Source organism: Flavobacterium hibernum (genome assembly GCF_000832125.1).
GTDB classification, from domain to species: Bacteria; Bacteroidota; Bacteroidia; order Flavobacteriales; family Flavobacteriaceae; genus Flavobacterium; species Flavobacterium hibernum.
Map to the genome: position 1 here is coordinate 26,221 of NZ_JPRK01000005.1, position 17,197 is coordinate 43,417.

Annotated in this window: 17 protein-coding genes and 2 tRNA genes; 6 read left to right on the top strand and 13 right to left on the bottom strand. The window is 32.4% G+C overall.

Features of this window, described 5'->3' with window-relative positions:
• Window positions 1-7: 7 nt before the first annotated feature.
• Window positions 8-472 carry a ribosome assembly cofactor RimP gene (gene rimP / locus IW18_RS04460; protein ID WP_041516784.1) on the bottom strand — a complete coding sequence of 155 codons (465 nt, stop codon included), beginning with the start codon at window positions 470-472 and terminating at the stop codon, window positions 8-10.
• 175 nt (window positions 473-647) lie between these two features.
• Here rimP and IW18_RS04465 point away from each other — a divergent pair, with 175 nt between their 5' ends.
• A complete protein-coding gene (locus IW18_RS04465) occupies window positions 648-1,472 on the top strand; it encodes a universal stress protein (RefSeq protein ID WP_041516383.1) in 825 nt (274 codons plus the stop codon).
• Window positions 1,473-1,570: 98 nt separating this feature from the next.
• On the opposite strand, the gene IW18_RS23170 is transcribed toward IW18_RS04465, so the two are convergent.
• The 3 genes from IW18_RS23170 to IW18_RS04475 all read right to left on the bottom strand — a co-directional run bounded on the left by IW18_RS23170 (window position 1,571) and on the right by IW18_RS04475 (window position 2,271).
• A complete protein-coding gene (locus IW18_RS23170; RefSeq protein ID WP_160113215.1) occupies window positions 1,571-1,747 on the bottom strand; it encodes a hypothetical protein in 177 nt (58 codons plus the stop codon).
• A gap of 282 nt (window positions 1,748-2,029) precedes the next feature.
• Window positions 2,030-2,100: transfer RNA gene (locus IW18_RS04470), tRNA-Gln, on the bottom strand.
• A 100-nt stretch (window positions 2,101-2,200) separates the two neighbouring features.
• Window positions 2,201-2,271, bottom strand: a tRNA-Gln gene (locus tag IW18_RS04475).
• A 245-nt stretch (window positions 2,272-2,516) separates the two neighbouring features.
• On the opposite strand from IW18_RS04475, the gene IW18_RS04480 reads away from it, so the two are divergent.
• Both IW18_RS04480 and IW18_RS04485 read left to right on the top strand, forming a co-directional pair.
• On the top strand, window positions 2,517-5,798 hold the full coding sequence (locus IW18_RS04480) for a protein O-mannosyl-transferase family (RefSeq protein ID WP_041516384.1): 3,282 nt from the start codon (window positions 2,517-2,519) through the stop codon (window positions 5,796-5,798).
• Between the two features lie 95 nt (window positions 5,799-5,893).
• Entirely contained in the window at window positions 5,894-6,529 is a 636-nt protein-coding gene (locus IW18_RS04485; protein WP_041516385.1) for a polysaccharide deacetylase family protein, read from the top strand.
• A gap of 23 nt (window positions 6,530-6,552) precedes the next feature.
• Here the strand turns inward: IW18_RS04485 and IW18_RS04490 are convergent, their stop codons facing one another.
• The 8 genes from IW18_RS04490 to IW18_RS04525 form a co-directional block, all read right to left on the bottom strand.
• The gene (locus IW18_RS04490; protein ID WP_041516386.1) at window positions 6,553-6,858 is read right to left on the bottom strand and encodes a thioredoxin family protein; all 306 of its coding nucleotides are present in this window, start codon (window positions 6,856-6,858) and stop codon (window positions 6,553-6,555) included.
• 72 nt (window positions 6,859-6,930) lie between these two features.
• Window positions 6,931-8,166 (bottom strand): metallophosphoesterase, encoded by a 1,236-nt coding sequence (locus IW18_RS04495; RefSeq protein ID WP_041516387.1) that lies wholly within the window; start codon window positions 8,164-8,166, stop codon window positions 6,931-6,933.
• Window positions 8,167-8,342: 176 nt separating this feature from the next.
• Window positions 8,343-8,528: a hypothetical protein gene (locus IW18_RS04500; RefSeq protein WP_041516388.1), complete on the bottom strand. Its 186-nt coding sequence runs from the start codon at window positions 8,526-8,528 to the stop codon at window positions 8,343-8,345.
• A gap of 105 nt (window positions 8,529-8,633) precedes the next feature.
• Window positions 8,634-9,971, bottom strand: a complete 1,338-nt coding sequence (locus IW18_RS04505) for a sensor histidine kinase (protein WP_240475530.1) — start codon at window positions 9,969-9,971, stop codon at window positions 8,634-8,636.
• Window positions 9,972-9,981: 10 nt separating this feature from the next.
• Window positions 9,982-10,656 (bottom strand): response regulator transcription factor, encoded by a 675-nt coding sequence (locus IW18_RS04510; protein ID WP_041516390.1) that lies wholly within the window; start codon window positions 10,654-10,656, stop codon window positions 9,982-9,984.
• Window positions 10,657-10,843: 187 nt separating this feature from the next.
• A complete protein-coding gene (locus IW18_RS04515) occupies window positions 10,844-11,035 on the bottom strand; it encodes a hypothetical protein (protein WP_041516391.1) in 192 nt (63 codons plus the stop codon).
• Window positions 11,036-11,086: 51 nt separating this feature from the next.
• Window positions 11,087-11,269, bottom strand: coding sequence for a hypothetical protein (locus tag IW18_RS04520; protein ID WP_041516392.1), 183 nt, complete (start codon window positions 11,267-11,269; stop codon window positions 11,087-11,089).
• A 55-nt stretch (window positions 11,270-11,324) separates the two neighbouring features.
• The gene (locus IW18_RS04525) at window positions 11,325-11,543 is read right to left on the bottom strand and encodes a hypothetical protein (protein WP_041516393.1); all 219 of its coding nucleotides are present in this window, start codon (window positions 11,541-11,543) and stop codon (window positions 11,325-11,327) included.
• Between the two features lie 384 nt (window positions 11,544-11,927).
• On the opposite strand from IW18_RS04525, the gene polA reads away from it, so the two are divergent.
• Window positions 11,928-14,774 carry a DNA polymerase I gene (gene polA, locus IW18_RS04530; RefSeq protein WP_041516394.1) on the top strand — a complete coding sequence of 949 codons (2,847 nt, stop codon included), beginning with the start codon at window positions 11,928-11,930 and terminating at the stop codon, window positions 14,772-14,774.
• A 15-nt stretch (window positions 14,775-14,789) separates the two neighbouring features.
• Window positions 14,790-15,179, top strand: a complete 390-nt coding sequence (locus IW18_RS04535) for a hypothetical protein (protein ID WP_041516395.1) — start codon at window positions 14,790-14,792, stop codon at window positions 15,177-15,179.
• A gap of 40 nt (window positions 15,180-15,219) precedes the next feature.
• Here IW18_RS04535 and IW18_RS04540 read toward each other — a convergent pair whose 3' ends face one another.
• Window positions 15,220-16,245: a LacI family DNA-binding transcriptional regulator gene (locus IW18_RS04540; RefSeq protein ID WP_041516396.1), complete on the bottom strand. Its 1,026-nt coding sequence runs from the start codon at window positions 16,243-16,245 to the stop codon at window positions 15,220-15,222.
• A 195-nt stretch (window positions 16,246-16,440) separates the two neighbouring features.
• Between IW18_RS04540 and IW18_RS04545 the strand changes: the two genes are divergently transcribed.
• Window positions 16,441-17,187 (top strand): ferritin-like domain-containing protein, encoded by a 747-nt coding sequence (locus IW18_RS04545; RefSeq protein WP_041516397.1) that lies wholly within the window; start codon window positions 16,441-16,443, stop codon window positions 17,185-17,187.
• Window positions 17,188-17,197: the final 10 nt, after the last annotated feature.

Here is a 17,197-nt window from a genome sequence, read left to right on the forward strand (position 1 = left end):
TCTTTAATTAAAATGTTACTGTAACAATTGCCTCTTTAATTTCTGTATAAGGTATTTGTTGCTCTTTTTGAACTGTTTCTTTTCCTTTTCCTACTTTTTTCGGTTCTCTTGCTTTCCAAGACAAAATTATAAAAACATCGTTAGCTTCCACCAATTCTGCTTCAATTTTTTCAGTATTTGTAGTAACAATCAATGTTCTACCAATATTTTTGATGTATTGTCTTGTCATTTTCAAAGGTGATCCTACTCCTACCGATGCTACTTCAAGCGAAAAATCTTGCTCTTCACGATCCAGATTATTCTCAATTGCACGACTCACATCAATACAATCTTGCAACGCCACTCCATTATCACCATCTAAACCAACACTAATCTTAAAAGAATCTGATATCGCCAGATCAATCAAAAATATTGATGGCTTATCCAGAAGAGCTTCTGTAATTAATCCGTTTACTTTTTCTTTAAATGTCATAATTTTATAAAAAGAGGGGACACTTAGTCCCCTCATTATTTAGATTTTAATAAATAACGGTGCAAATATAGTGTTTTTTTTATAAATCAAAATAAATAGATTGCTCTAAAAATATTTCTTATCTTTATGAGAGCATTAAAATTACAGATTTTCACATTTTAACCCCTTAAAAATCATGAAACGAATTTTAGTACCAACCGACTTCTCTGAACATGCCGAAGACGCCCTTAAAGTTGCATCTCAAATTGCAAAGAAAAATAACTCCGAAATTATCATCTTACACATGTTAGAACTTCCCAGCCAAATGAACGATGCAGTTCTTGGCGGCGCAAGTATTCCAGAGACCATGCTTTTCATGAAAAAAGCCAACGAAATGCTGGATGAAGTTGCCTCCAGATCTTATCTGGACGGAATTCAAATTACAGAAATCGTAAAAATGGACAAGCCAATTCACGGCATCGCACAAGTTAGCAAAGACTACAATATAGATTTAATCGTAATGGGATCACACGGATCTTCAGGAATCGAAGAATTACTTATAGGCTCTAACACAGAAAAAGTTGTTCGCAATTCCGAAAGTCCAGTTTTAATAATCAAAAAAAACATCTTAAATTTTAATGCCGAGAACATTGTTTTCGCTTCAGATTTTTCAGCAGAAGCAAAAAAACCTTTTGAAAAATTTCTAAGTTTCACCAAAATCTTTGATTCAAAAATTCATTTAGTAACAATTTGCACACCAAACAGCTTTAAACCAACACACGAAATCGAGAAAGCCATAAATAATTTTGTATCCGAATTCAATCTAACCAATTACTCAACTCAAATCTACAACGACACAAATATCGAAAAAGGAATTATCAATTTCTCTAATAGTATAAACACTGATATTATCGGAATGTGCACGCATGGACGAACTGGTTTCGCGCACTTTTTTAACGGAAGCATTAGCGAAGGATTAGTAAATCATGCTATAAAACCTGTTATTACATTTAAAATATAAACAGTTCTTGAAAAACTATAAACACAAAAGCTTCTCAATAAAGAAGCTTTTTTTTATAAATTAGACATAAGAAAATTGATAACATCTTTCAATTTCTATTACAACCCTAGCAAATCACGCACTTGTTGCACAGTCATACCGACAGACGCAGCTGCATCTTCAATACTAATTATCTTAAGCAAATCCTTCAACAAGTCACTCAAGTCGCCCCCTTGCACTTGTTTCATTTCAGAAGAACTTAACTCTGTAAAATTCATTTTTTTTAAATTATTCATAATTGTTAATTTTAAAATTATTATTCCGTAAAAATAAAAATTTAGCGCTATATTTTTATCTTATCAAATTTATACAAAATACTGATAAACAGACACTAAAGATCGAAAAAATAACACTTCTAAGCAACAATCATACTATTCAATACTGGAAACATTTTCAACAATAAAAAAACTCAAAGCAAAAGATTACCGTTTTCCGAATTTTAAGAGCTTACAGATTTAAGATTTCTGCATAAAATTTATTCCATAAAAAAAAGCCTCTCAAATGAGAGGCTTTTTATGTTGGTCTACAAGGACTCGAACCTTGAAAGACTGCACCAAAAACAGTTGTGTTACCATTACACCATAGACCAATAAAAGCGGTTAAGCGAGCGCAAAATTAAAACTTTTTTTAGTTTACGCAAATTTTTTTTCAATTAATAAAAAAGCCTCTCATTTGAGAGGCTTTTTTCGTTGGTCTACAAGGACTCGAACCTTGAAAGACTGCACCAAAAACAGTTGTGTTACCATTACACCATAGACCAGCGTTGCTGTTAAGCGAGTGCAAATTTAGAGCTTTTTTTAGTTTGCACAAACTTTTTAGCCAAAAAAATTCATTTTTTTTTCATTTTTCTTCCTGAAAATCGATAATATCCACGCAACCATTTAACAAACAATATATTATAACAAACAAATACTTTTTTAGAATTTTATGTTAATGCACTTCTCCTTAAACAAAAAAACATTTTCTTTGTAGGATATAAAACATACAAAATTATAACACCTAAATATGGCACAATTCAATTTCAATAAATGGAATACAATTATTGGTTGGTTTGCATTTGCAATCGCTTTAATTACCTATACATTAACAGTTGAACCAACTATGAGCTTTTGGGATTGTGGCGAATACATTGCCACAGCCGCCAAACTAGAAGTCGGACATCCTCCCGGAGCTCCTTTATTCCAAATGATGGGTGCATTTTTTGCCATGTTTGCGACAGATGATCAACATGTAGCTTTAATGGTCAATATGATGTCTGTTTTCTCAAGTGCCTTTACAATTCTATTCATGTTTTGGTCTTCATCTATGATTTTGAAAAAAATTATAGAGCGATTCTCAGAAATTAATCAAAATAATTCTATTGTTATTTTAGGAAGCTCTTTTGTTGGAGCACTTGCTTATACTTTCTCTGATAGCTTTTGGTTTAACGCTGTTGAAGCCGAGGTTTATGCAATGGCATCTTTATTAATTGCATTACTTTTCTGGCTTGGTCTACGTTGGGAGCAAGACATGGACAAACCTAAAGGAAACAAATGGTTACTACTTATTTCGCTAGTTGTAGGACTTTCGTTTGGAGTTCACTTTATGGCTTTATTAACCATTCCTTCAATAGGATTTCTTTACTACTTTAAACATTATGAAAAAGTTACAATTAAAAACTTTCTTATTGCCAATGTTGTCGTAATTGGAATTTTATTATTTATTTTCAAATTGCTTTTACCATTAACAATGGAAGCATTTGCAGACACCGAAGTTTTCATGGTAAATAGTTTTGGACTACCATTTAACTCAGGAACTATTTTTGTAGCATTAGTTTTAATTGCTTTCTTTTACTTTGGATTAAAATACACTAAGCAAAAAGGGTTAATTTTCTACAACACTATAATACTTTGTGTATTATTTATATTTATTGGTTTCTCAACATGGATGATGCTACCTGTTCGTGCTAACGCTAACACAGTTATCAACGAGAACAAACCTTCTGATGCTGCCGAGGTACTAGCTTACTATAATCGTGAACAATATGGTGTAAACCCATTATTCTACGGACCTCAATACACAGAAGTTTTTGCGGGTCTTGATGCGAAAAACCCGTATTCAGACAAAAAACCGAACTACGAAAGAGATTATAAAACTGGTAAATACATTATTACCAACAACTATAAAAACGCAAATCAGAACAGCGACGACAATCAAAAAACGATTCTGCCAAGAATGTGGAGTACTGAAACCGGACACATTCAAAACTATATAAGCTTTACAAATCCTCCTAAATTCAAGATAAATCCTAACTATGATTACGAAGATGATTTGGCTAAATACGGAATTGACGCGAGCCAATTAAGCGAAGATGAATACAACAAAGCTACTGCTCAATTGAGAAATGAAGTTGAAAAAACCGTTTCTGAATTCAAAAAAGCATACGCTCAAAAACAAATCGACAACGAAGGATATGTAAAATTCTTAAGAAGTTACAGTCAGTATTTAATTATTGAGAAACCAACAACTGTAGATAATTTCAGTTTTATGTTCGAATACCAATTTGGATATATGTATTGGAGATATTTAATGTGGAATTTTGTTGGACGTCAAAGTGACATTCAAGGAAAATATGACAATCTTGATGGAAACTGGATTAGCGGAATCAAAATTCTTGACTCTGTACATCTTGGCTCACAGGACAACTTACCATCTGATGTTTTAAATAATAAAGGTAGAAATGTTTACTTTTTCTTGCCGTTTATTCTTGGAATTATTGGAATAATGTACCATGCAAATAAAGACCTTAAGAGTTTTTATGTACTCTTGGCATTATTTTTATTTACGGGAATTGCATTAAAAATTTACCTTAACGAGCGACCTTTTGAACCTCGTGAAAGAGATTATGCTCTTGTAGGATCTTTTTACGTATTTGCAATCTGGATAGGTTTTGGAGTTTATTCTCTCTACGAAAGTATACAGAAATACATTGCTCCTAAAATTGCCGGACCTGTTATTATTGCCGCAAGTTTACTTGCCGCTCCTGTTTTAATGGCTTCTCAAAACTGGGATGATCATGACAGATCAGGAAGATATACTGCAGTTGCAATGGCCAAAGCTTACCTAAACTCTTGCGATAAAAACGCTATTTTATTTACTATTGGAGATAATGACACTTTCCCATTATGGTACGCCCAGGAAATTGAGCACATTAGAACCGATGTTAAAATCGTAAATACAAGTTTAGTTAATACAGACTGGTACATTGATCAAATGAAAGCTAAAGCATACGAATCTGATCCGTTGCCAATATCATTTACGCACGATCAATATGTAGGAGATAATCTTGACTACGTTGCTTATATTCAAAAAATTGAAACACGTTGGAATATTAAAGACTTAATTGACTTTATTAAAAACCCAAAATCAACTGTAGGATTACAAAACGGACAAACAATTCATTTTTATCCTACTAATAAAATTAGGGTTAATGTTGACAAAGAAACAATCATTAAAAATAAAGTTGTAAATCCTAAATATTACGATTCTATTGTTCCTTACATCGATATTGACATTAAAGGAAGTGCATTGTACAAAAACCGTTTAATAATGCTGGATATCTTAGCCAATAACAATTGGAAAAGACCAATTTACTTTAGTGGCGGAGCTTTTGACGATGAAGATTATTTATGGTTAAAAGATTACCTGCAATTAGACGGAATGGTTTACAAATTGGTTCCTGTTAAAAACGTACCTTCAAAAGATGGTGGACCAATGGACATGGGACAAATTGACTCCGAAAAAATGTACAATATTGTAATGAAATGGGATTGGGGTAATAGCGAAAGTGATAAAATTTATCATGATCCTGAAACGAGAAGAAATAGCATTACATATCGCACCAATTTATCGCGTTTAATGAATCAACTTATTGCCGAAGGTAAAATTGACAAGGCTAAGAATATTATCAATTTAGCCATGACAAAAATGCCGTTAGACAAATTTGGATACTATTCTTTAGTTGAACCTTTTGCGGGAGGATACTATAAAGTTGGAGAAACCGCAAAAGCACATGATTTGCTAAATAAATTAGTTCAGAAATATAAAGAAGAATTAAACTATTACGCAACATTGAGTCCTAGCGATCAAACTGACCTGGCTATTGATATTATTACTGATATTGAGCGATACAGAAGTTTGTTGCAGGTTATGCAAGAAAACAAAGACACAGCTTTCTACGAAAAACACAAAGTAACTTTTAATACTTATGTAAATGTTTTCGAACGTTTTGGCAGAGAAAAAGAATAATAATATACGAAAAATATAATGATTAAAAAAATGCAGCGCTATTTGATTTATAGCGCTGCATTTTTTAATTTTACATATCTGTAAATCAAATTAAAATGAGCTTTTACTGGGTAAAAACAAATTCATTCATAAAAATGGTGTTTTCTAAATATTGTTGGGACATTCCGAACAATGAAAAGAAAATATACCTAACGTTTGATGATGGCCCTACACCAGAGATTACAGACTGGGTCTTATCTGAATTGAAAAAGTTTGATGCAAAGGCAACTTTCTTTTGTATTGGAAAAAACATAAAAGCAAACTTAGCTTTATTCGAAAAATTAATTACCGAAGGTCATTCTATTGGCAACCACACCATGAATCATGTTAATGGATGGAAAAGCAACAATGATGATTATATTGAAAACATAAAGAATTGCGCAGCAGTTCTGGAAGAAGAAAAAACATGTAATCTTATATTTCGCCCACCTTATGGCAAAATAAAAAAGGCCCAATCTAGAATCTTAAGAAAACTAGGCTATAAGATTATTATGTGGGATGTTTTAAGTGCAGATTTTGACCAATCTATCACTCCGGAAAAATGTCTTGAAAATGTGACTAAAAATGTAAAATCAGGAAGTGTAATTGTATTTCATGACAGCATAAAGGCGTCGCCAAATTTAAAATTTGCACTACCTAAAACCTTGCATTTTTTAAAAGAAAATGGGTATACATTCGACATTATTCATTAAATAATGCCCTTAAGAAGAGTATTCTATAAATTACTAAACTGCTCCTGGACAATTCCTATAATTGTATTGGCATCAAGTTCTCCTGATTGCCTCCAGATCATTTGTCCTTCCTTGTAAATCATTAAAGTAGGAAGCCCTTTAATACGAAGTGCTTCTGCCAATTCCTGATTTTTATCCACATCAATTTTGATGACTTTGGCTTTATCGCCTAGCGCCGCCGCAACATCCTTAATTACCGGATGCATTGATACAGATGATTCGTTCCAATCGGTGTAAAAATCAATTAACACTGGAACTTGAGCATTTATAAGTTCTCCAAATTTTGACATAAAACCAAAAATTTAATTCTTTTAATCTTTTAAAAAGAGATAATTATATACAAATGTAGCATTTTTAACGAATTAAGCCACACTGTTGCCTTTTTTTAGTTCAATGACTGTTATTTCGGGCATAATACCAACTCTACCTGGGTACGCATGAAAACCAAATCCGCGGTTAACATAAACATATCGCCCTACATTCTCATATAGTCCCGCCCATTGCTTGTAAATATATTGTGCTAAACTCCATTTAAAATATCCTGGAATTTCAATTCCAAATTGCATACCATGCGTATGCCCTGATAATGTTAAATGAAAGTTTTTAGGATGATTTTTTATCTCATATTCCCAATGACTTGGATCATGACTCATTAATACTTTAAAATCGTCCTGATGCACGTTTTGAGAGGCTTTATTTAAATCTCCTGCTTTTTTAAAATTCTGTCCCCAATTCTCCACTCCAATTAATGCAATTTTATCATCGCCTTTTTGAATGTAGGTATGTTCGTTCAACATAAGATCAAACCCTATTTGACCATAAAGATTTTTAATTGCCACAAAGTTCTCATCTTTCTCTTTTTCAGAAGGCCAAGTAACATATTCGCCATAATCATGGTTTCCTAAAACCGCGAACTTTCCGTATTTATACTCCTTAATTCTATTAAAAGTATCCAACCACGGATGCATTTCTTTAGCATGTGTATTTACAATATCTCCTGTAAACAAAATCAAATCTGCCTCTTGCTCATTAATCAAATCGATCGCATAATTTATTTTCTCAGGATTGTCAAAACTCCCACTATGAACATCTGAAATTTGAGTTATTTTAAAACCGTCAAAAGCATCAGGTAAATCCGGGAAGAATACAGTTTGTTTAATCACTTTAAAATTATACTTCCCTTCAAATATTCCGTAAATCAATGACAAAAAAGGAACTGCCGCCAAACCTAAAGCAATCTGACTCACAAACTTTCGTCTTTCTGGCATCATTTCTTTGCGAGGAGCATTATAAATAAAATAATTTAAGATACTGGCTCCAACTCTAAAAATATCTTCTCCAAATAAAACAAGAGTCATTACAATTTTAGGAACATAAACCAGCAGCATTAATCCTGTTGTAAACATAAACTGTTTCGTTTGTCCAACAGAACGATCTACTTGCGAGAAAGAATAGATTATAAAAATCAAGATAAGCAAACTTATAACCTGATAGCTAACCAAAACCCATCTTAATTTAATTAAGGTACGAAAGGCTTGATAAGAATAGAACTCAATAAATAAGAAAAGAGCACATAGAATTACAAAACGAATGATCATTAGTTATAGTTTTAAGCAAAGTAACAAAGAATGAAAATTTTATTTCTTTTTATTACCAAAAATTTAACTCAAATAAGAACAAAAAGCTGATAGATTTCTCTACCAGCTTTTTCTCTACCAAATTTTTTAAAACCTTTTAATCCACAACAATGTTTACAGGTGTAAACTATGTCGTTTTATTTTTGAGCTTTTGCTGCCTCAGGTTTAGCTGCTTCTGCTTTTTTAGCTTTTTTATCCGCTTTTTTGTCTTTTTTAGGAGCTTTAGCTTCTTTTACTGGAGTTGTTTGAGCTGGAGTTGTTTGAGCGCTTACCATTGCAGTTGTTCCTAAAATAGCCACTGCTAACATTACTAATTTTTTCATGATTGTAGATTTATGATTATTATTATTTTCATTTATTATACCTCAAAGATATATTCACTAAATGAAGATCAAATGAAGATTAGCCTAGTCCTGAAAAATTAACTTTTAATTATGTTTTATGGCTTCCGGGAATAAAAGCGTAAATATTGTTCCCTCATTCATTTGGGAAGTCACCTTAATTTCGATATGATGAAATGAAGCAATACTATCAGCAATAGCAAGACCTAAACCCTGACCATCTTGCTCTGAACTTATTCGTGCAAAGCGATTAAATATACTTTCGATCTGAGAAGCATTCATTCCAATTCCAGAATCTGTAATAGAAATAAAATAACGATCGTCTAAAAAACCATCTTCAATTATAATATGTCCGTTAGGTTTATTGTATTTTATGGCGTTCGTTACCAAATTGTAAATCAGAATATGAATTAAAGTTTTATTTCCTGTAAAAACATAATCATGTTCCATTTTGTTGAAAAGCTGAATCTCACGATCTTCAATTCGATCTTGTAAATCTTCCACCAGATCTGTAATAAGCTCATGAAAATTTACACTTTCATTTGCCTCGTACTGATTATTTTCGATTCTTGAAATCAACAATAAATTATTGATGATTTTCTTGAGCATATCTAATGTTCTCAGAGATCCTGCAATTTTATCGAAAGCATTATCATCTAAAGAATCATTTTGAAGTAAATTCTCGAACTTATTTTTAAGCAAAGCAATAGGCGTAAGCAACTCATGAGAAACATTAGAAATAAATTGTTTTTCTTTTTTGAAAAGCTCCGAGATACGATCCATCATTTGATTTAAAACAGAATCTAGCTCTCTAAAATCTCTTGATCTTGCTTTTATGGGTGTATGATCAAAAGCCTCAGGTTCGTTGACTCGCCTTATTTTGGTATCGATAATTTTGTAAAAAGGCTTGAGTAAATACTCTATATAAAAAGTATCTGCCAAAAAAGTAATGAATAATATAACGACAAAAACAATTAAAATAAAGAACTTAATAATAAAAACAAGATCTTTTACTTCTTCAAGACTACTTCCTATTTCTAACTGATAACCCTGATTATCGAACACAAAATGATATTGAAGAATTCTATATTCATTCTCTTCACCTTCAATAATTCGATATTCGTTTGTAAAAACAGCTTTCTTTTGATTGGATTTTACGGGTGATTTAGAAAGCACTAAAAACTCGCTATGTAAGGTCGAAAATTGCGAATAGGTTTCAGTCGAATCATCTGAATTTTCGATAAAATCATTAATTTCATTTCGGTCTAAATGATCAATAAATTTTTGTTTCTTCTCTAGCAATCCATTATTAATGTGGCGATAAACAACATTTTCGACCAATATTGGAAGCATTAACCATAAAACCACAATGACTAACAAACGTGTCAATGCATTAAAAATAGCCAGCTGATGTTTTATCTTCACAATAATCTATTTATTCATTTATACGATAACCAACATTTCTCACCGTTTCGAACCAATCGATAGCAGTATGTTTGTCCAGTTTTTTTCGAAGATTTCGAACGTGAACATCTATAAAATTAGAATCTGAATTAACCTCCAGAATATCTCCCCAAATATGTTCCGTCAATTGTAATCTGGTAATTACTCGATTTTTATTCAAAACCAAATATTGAAAGATATCAAATTCTTTTTTAGTCAAACTAATAGGAGTTTCACTATAACTAACTTTATAATCCTGAAGTTGTAGCAAAAATCCGTGTATACTCAAATTATTCAAAGTAAAACCATGAATTCTGCGTATAACAGCAAACAATCGTGCACTAAGTTCTGTTAAAGCAAAAGGTTTTGTCAAATAATCATCGGCACCCAGATGCAGTCCGTTTATTCTATCGTCTAATTCACCACGTGCCGTTAATACAATAACCGCCATTTTTGATTTGGTTTTTCGAACCGTTTTCAAAACCTCAAAACCATCTCCGTCAGGCAAACCAAGATCAAGCAACATCGCATCATAATCATTACTACTCACCTCCTCCAAAGCGTCGCTGCAATTATGGGCAATTTTGCAAACATATCCCGTATTACACAAAAAATCATAAACTTCTACAGCAAGTTCCTTATTATCTTCAACAATCAAAATATTCATAACACAATGTTTAAGCGCAACTAAATTTAAACAATTATAAAAAATCTTGTTGCTTATTATTAAAAAATTAACGAAACAAAAAAAGCTGATAAATTTCTTTACCAGCTTTCTTCAACCGCATTCTCCATAACCATTACTTCAGTTTTACTTCCTTTACAATTCTTCGAAAGCAAAACAAAAACAATTCTTATTTCATTTTAGTTGTTTCTGCTTTTGGAGCTTCACTTTTTTCTGATTTTGTTTTTTTGTCAGCTTTGTTTTTATGGTGTTTAGTTGCTTTAACTTCTTTTGCAGGTGCTGCCTGAGCTGGAGTTGTTTGAGCACTTACCATTGCGCTTGTTCCTAAAACCGCTGCTAATACTATAAATAAATTTCTCATGATTTCTAATTTTTAAATGATCTAACTTTTTACTTTATAATAACCTTTTTCTTATTTTGCTTTTGGAGTTTCTGCTTTTGGAGCTTCTGACTTCATTTTTTTATCAGCTTTGTTTTTATGATGTTTAGTTGCTTTAACCTCTTTTGCAGGAGTTGCCTGAGCTGGAGTTGTTTGAGCACTTACCATTGCACTTGTTCCTAAAACTGCTACTAATAACATTACTAGATTTTTCATAACTTTAAAATTTAAATTAATTTTGTTTTTTATATTTTTTTAATACTGTATTGTTCTATTTTTTAGCTTTTGGAGCTTCTGTTTTTGGAGCTACAGTTTTTTCTGATTTTGCTTTTTTGTCAGATTTTTCTGGATGTTTTGTATCCTTAACTTCTTTTGCAGGAGTTGCTTTTACCTCTTTAGCCTGAGCTTGTTTAACTCCTTTTGCAGGAAATGCACTTACCATGGCACTTGTTCCTAAAACTGCTACTAGCAACATCAATAAATTTCTCATGATTTCTATGTTTTAATATTAATACCTTTTATTTTATAGATCAAATTTACCCCTGTAATATGAAGACAAAATGAAGAAATCCCCTAACCTAAATATTTTAACTAGACATTAACTTTTTGCCTTTTTTTTGCATCATATAAGCTATATAAGTTCATTTAAACAATTAGAATCGCTTAAACGCGTCTTTACAAAAATCAATAACATTCTTTATTATATGAAGTCACATAAACACGTTTTAATACCTGCGTACACTTCTTGATTTAGCAACTCAACGATGTGCCTCTACTAAAATGTACTTATATAACTTATATGGTGGAAAAAAAATCTTATTAGTCTAATTTTTGAGTACCCAATTGTTTATTTTTACAGACTAATATTTTTTTTATGTCAACTCAAAAACGTCTTTTTCTTCTCGATGCTTATGCATTAATTTTTCGTGGATATTATGCCTTTATAAAAAACCCTCGAATTAACTCAAAAGGAATGGATACATCGGCAATCATGGGATTCATGAATTCGCTTTTAGATGTTATTAAACGAGAAAAACCAGATCATTTAGCAGTAGCATTTGATAAAGGCGGAAGCCAAATGCGTAACGAAATATTCCCAGAATATAAAGCAAATCGTGATGTAACGCCAGATGCAATAAAAATTGCTGTACCTTATATACAAGAACTTTTAAAAGCCATGCACATTCCTATTATTGAAGTGTCAGGCTTTGAAGCCGATGATTTAATTGGAACTATTGCAAAACAGGCCGAAAAAGAAAACTACAAAGTTTTTATGGTAACTCCTGATAAGGATTTCGCCCAATTGGTTTCAGAAAACATCTTCATGTATAAACCCGCTCGTATGGGGAACGGAATTGAAATTTGGGGAGTTCCTGAAGTTCTGGCAAAATTTGAAATTGAAAGACCTGAACAAGTAATCGATTTTCTTGGAATGATGGGCGATGCTGCCGATAATATTCCTGGACTTCCAGGTGTTGGAGAAGTAACTGCCAAAAAACTTTTGAAAGAATTTGGAACTATGGAAAATCTTTTGGCTAATACCGATAAGCTAAAAGGAAAAATGAAAGAGAATATTGAAGCTAACAAAGAGAAAGGATTACTTTCTAAAACATTAGCAACAATATTATTAGATTGTCCTGTTAACTTTAATGAAAGCGATTACGAATTAACACGTCCTGATATCGAGAAAACCGATGCTATTTTTAATGAATTAGAATTCAGAAGAATGGCTGAGCAGTTTGACAATCTGTTTAAAGCAGGAAACACAAGTGAAGCAACAAGCGAACAGCAAGCTTCTGACGCGAAATTATACAAAAAACCACAAGCCAAAAACGAAGATCAATTTGATCTTTTTGGAGGTGGTTCTACAGAAGAAGATTCAGAAACACCAAGAACTTCTTTCTATAATACTTTAGAAAACACACCTCACTCCTACCAGGCTATTCAAGGAGATTTAGGAATAAAATTGCTTTTACAAAATTTACAAAACCAAACTTCTGTATGTTTTGATACCGAAACTACTGGTTTAGATGCTTTGCATGCCGAATTAGTAGGGATTGCATTCTCTTATGAAAAAGGAAAAGCATTTTACGTTCCGTTTCCGGAAAGCCAAGAAGAAGCTCATGTTTTAATAGAGAAATTTAGACCGTTTTTTGAGAATGAAAACATCGAAAAAATAGGTCAGAATTTAAAATACGATTTAAAAATACTTTCTAATTATGGTATTACTGTAAAAGGAAAACTTTTTGACACCATGATTGCGCATTATTTGATAAATCCGGATATGCGTCATAATATGGATATTTTATCTGAAACATATTTAAAATATGCTCCAAAACCAATTGACGAATTGATTGGTAAAAAGGGAAAAAATCAAATTTCGATGCGCGAAGTTGCGCTTGAAGAAATTAAAGAATATGCTGCCGAAGATGCCGATATTACTTTACAACTAAAAGAAATTTTTACAACAGAATTAGACAAAACAGAAACTAAAAAGTTATTCGACGAAATCGAAATTCCGTTAGTGAGCGTTTTAGCCGCTATGGAAACAGAAGGTATTCGTTTGGATGTTGAATTCCTGAATGCAATGTCTAAAGAAATGGATGTTGAAATTAAATCTTTAGAACAGCAAATTTATGAAACCGCTGGTGAGAAATTCAATCTAGCTTCTCCAAAACAATTGGGAGATGTTTTATTTGATAAAATGAAAATTGGCGGAGCAAAACAAAAGAAAACCAAAACAGGTCAATATGCGACTGGCGAAGAAGTTTTGACTTATTTGGCCAATGACAACCCAATTGTAAAACAAATTCTGGATTGGCGTCAAATGGTAAAATTACAATCTACTTACATCTTAGCTTTACCGGAACAAGTAGACAAAAAAACACAACGCGTTCATACTGATTATATGCAAACTGTTGCTGCAACAGGTCGTTTAAGTTCTAACAACCCGAACTTGCAGAATATCCCAATTCGTACCGAAAGAGGTCGTCAGATTCGTAAAGCTTTTGTTGCGCGCGACGAAAACCATACTTTAATTTCTGCCGATTACTCGCAAATTGAATTAAGAATTATTGCCGCTTTAAGCGGAGAAGAAAATATGATTGCGGCTTTCAAAAACGGAGAAGATATCCATAAAGCAACCGCAGCCAAAGTTTTTGACGTTCCTTTGGAAGAAGTTTCGCGTGAACAAAGAAGCAATGCCAAAACGGTAAACTTCGGAATTATATACGGTGTTTCTGCGTTCGGATTAAGCAATCAAACTTCGTTATCACGTAGCGAAAGTGCTGCGTTGATCGAAGCTTATTATAAAACTTACCCAAGATTAAAATCATATATTCAGGAGCAAATAGAATTTGCACGCGAAAAAGGATACGTACAAACTATATTAGGTCGTCGTCGTTATTTAAAAGACATTAACTCAGCAAATGCCGTTGTTAGAAGTGCTGCCGAACGAAATGCTGTAAATGCACCAATTCAAGGAAGTGCTGCCGATGTGATTAAAATCGCGATGATCAACATTCATAAAAAGCTAAAAGAAGAAAACTGGAAATCTAAAATGTTGCTTCAGGTTCATGATGAGCTTGTGTTTGATGTACACAAAGACGAATTAGAAAAAATTCAACCTATGATCAAACACGAAATGGAAAATGCTTTTATAATGAGCGTTCCTCTAGATGTTGAATTGGGTATGGGTAAAGATTGGCTGGAAGCGCATTAATAAATTTTTGATAGAATGATAGATAATTTTAAACCTCCTATAAAAAGCAGAACAACTCAAGAACTTTTAAATATTGTTGGCTCTCCAAAGAAATGGAACCGAGATGCGCTTTATCTAGCCAAATATGAATTATCAAATAGAAATGTTGATACTTCGGAAATAGAAAATGCAATTAAATTAGCTAATGAAAAAGAAGAAGAGGAAATATTAAGAAAGGTAAATAAAAGTTATCAGATTTCAGATTTTATTTTAAAACCAAAAGGAACTTTATTTGAATTATTATTTACTTGGGAATTAAAAAAAGATGGGTACATTCTAAAAGCAAAGCAACAGAAAACCTTTAGAATCACTCTTATTATTATTATTCTTTTTGTTTATCTAATTAAGTTTATTCAGGAAAATTAATAAAAAAACCATCAGTTTCAACTGATGGTTTTTTTTATACTTATTTCTTTCTTGTCGATTCTCGTTCTTTCAACTTCGTTTTAATGACGATCGTTTCATAATCCGAAGTTTCTTCTTCCGATTCTTCCAGACGTTTTATTAATTGTCTGGCAGCAACTTCTCCAATTTCAATTCCGTGTTGACTTACCGTTGTTAAACTTGGCGACAAACGTCTTGAAGCCAAAATTCCGTCAGCAAAACCTATTATCGAAATATCTTCAGGAACTTTGTATCCTTTTTTCAAACTTACTCTTAAAGCCGCAACCGAATCATTTTCGTCTAAAGCAAAAATGGCATCAATTTTATTGTCAAAAATGGCATCAATTTTAGCTTTCATGTCTTCTTCAGAATCGGTACGAAGAATGATCTTTTCGTTTACCGGAATATTATTATCTGCTAAAGCTTTCAAATATCCATCAGCTCTCAATTTTCCAACACTTAAATTATCTACCGAAGAAATTAAGGCAATATTTTTACATCCTAAATTGATTAAATGCTGAGTCGAGTTTAAAGCCGAATCAAAATCATCTACTACAACTTTGTCACATTCTACTTCATCTGCAATACGATCAAACATAACGATTGGTGTACCATCGTTAATAATAGCAGAGAAATGACTATAATCTTGTAATTTCTGAGCTTCCTCAGAAACCGAAAGAATAAATCCATCGATTGTTCCGTTGCTCAACATTTCCAGCGTATGAATTTCTTTTTCTAAAGATTCATTCGAAATGCACGTAATTACATTATATCCTTTTTTATCGGCTACTTTTTCGATACCACTAAAAACCTTAGCAAAAAAGGAGTTCAATATATTAGGTATAATTACACCAATTGTTTTGGTTTTACGATTCTTCAAATTCAGACCAATAACATTCGGCTTATAATTTTTGAGTTTGGCATACTCCTTAATCTTCACCTTCGTTTGCTCACTAATTTCCGGGCTATCATTTAACGCCTTAGACACCGTAGATACAGAAACACCAAGTTCTTTCGCAATTTGTTTTAGAGTTGCTTTAGCTTTCATTTAAAAATAATTTTGTGTAATTAATACAAATATAGTAGAATTACCGATAATAAAACAAAAAACGCACATTCCTATTTAAAATTCTAAAGCCTTTTTTAAAATAAATTCAAAAAACATCCTTTTTCTAAAACCGCATGTCATAAAATTTCGTTAATACCTTAATACATGTTATTAACCTTTTAAAAGACCTTGATTATGAAAAACGAAGTTAAAATTCATGAAGTTGACCCTTCATTGAATAACAGAAGGAGCTTTCTTAAGCTCAGCGGCTTAACACTAGTTAGTGCAGGTTTGGTTTTGGCTGGCTGCAGCGACAATAATGATGACAATGACATGCAGGACAATACCCTGCCCGGAATAAAAAATGGAGTATTTGATTTAGGATCTGGAGACTTTGGTGTATTAACGTACGCTTATGCTCTAGAACAACTAGAAGCTGATTTTTATACCAAAGTTGTAAATGCTACAAGTTTCAATTCAACTTTTAACGATATTGAACGTCAGGTATTAACTGATTTATATCACCATGAAGTAATTCACAGAGATTTTTTTAAAGCTGCTTTAACCGGAGCACTTCCTGACCCAAGCACTCAACTGCTTCCCTCCTTAGCATTCAATTATGGCGCTATGAATTTTAACAGTCGTAACGAAGTTTTAGCTACAGCAAAAGCACTTGAAGACACAGGTGTTGCTGCTTATAATGGAGCTGGAAAACTAATTAAAAGTGCCGACTATTTACTACTAGCTGGAAAAATTGTTTCAGTCGAAGCAAGACACGCATCAGCTATTAGAAGTTTAATCAATCCTAATTCTAAAGATTTTGCTGGCGATGATGTTGTTAGCGTATCAACTGGTTTAGATGTTGCAAAAGATCCATCCAAAATTTTACCAATTGCCGGAGGATTTATTACTACAAAATTTACTGCCAAATACTTACCTTAATCTTAACTAG

Coding starts and splice junctions, on each gene's coding strand:
- rimP (WP_041516784.1), bottom strand. CDS start 472: ATGACATTTAAAGAAAAAGTAAACGGATTAATTACAGAAGCTCTTCTG.
- IW18_RS04465 (WP_041516383.1), top strand. CDS start 648: ATGAAACGAATTTTAGTACCAACCGACTTCTCTGAACATGCCGAAGAC.
- IW18_RS23170 (WP_160113215.1), bottom strand. CDS start 1,747: ATGAATAATTTAAAAAAAATGAATTTTACAGAGTTAAGTTCTTCTGAA.
- IW18_RS04480 (WP_041516384.1), top strand. CDS start 2,517: ATGGCACAATTCAATTTCAATAAATGGAATACAATTATTGGTTGGTTT.
- IW18_RS04485 (WP_041516385.1), top strand. CDS start 5,894: ATGAGCTTTTACTGGGTAAAAACAAATTCATTCATAAAAATGGTGTTT.
- IW18_RS04490 (WP_041516386.1), bottom strand. CDS start 6,858: ATGTCAAAATTTGGAGAACTTATAAATGCTCAAGTTCCAGTGTTAATT.
- IW18_RS04495 (WP_041516387.1), bottom strand. CDS start 8,166: ATGATCATTCGTTTTGTAATTCTATGTGCTCTTTTCTTATTTATTGAG.
- IW18_RS04500 (WP_041516388.1), bottom strand. CDS start 8,528: ATGAAAAAATTAGTAATGTTAGCAGTGGCTATTTTAGGAACAACTGCA.
- IW18_RS04510 (WP_041516390.1), bottom strand. CDS start 10,656: ATGAATATTTTGATTGTTGAAGATAATAAGGAACTTGCTGTAGAAGTT.
- IW18_RS04515 (WP_041516391.1), bottom strand. CDS start 11,035: ATGAGAAATTTATTTATAGTATTAGCAGCGGTTTTAGGAACAAGCGCA.
- IW18_RS04520 (WP_041516392.1), bottom strand. CDS start 11,269: ATGAAAAATCTAGTAATGTTATTAGTAGCAGTTTTAGGAACAAGTGCA.
- IW18_RS04525 (WP_041516393.1), bottom strand. CDS start 11,543: ATGAGAAATTTATTGATGTTGCTAGTAGCAGTTTTAGGAACAAGTGCC.
- polA (WP_041516394.1), top strand. CDS start 11,928: ATGTCAACTCAAAAACGTCTTTTTCTTCTCGATGCTTATGCATTAATT.
- IW18_RS04535 (WP_041516395.1), top strand. CDS start 14,790: ATGATAGATAATTTTAAACCTCCTATAAAAAGCAGAACAACTCAAGAA.
- IW18_RS04540 (WP_041516396.1), bottom strand. CDS start 16,245: ATGAAAGCTAAAGCAACTCTAAAACAAATTGCGAAAGAACTTGGTGTT.
- IW18_RS04545 (WP_041516397.1), top strand. CDS start 16,441: ATGAAAAACGAAGTTAAAATTCATGAAGTTGACCCTTCATTGAATAAC.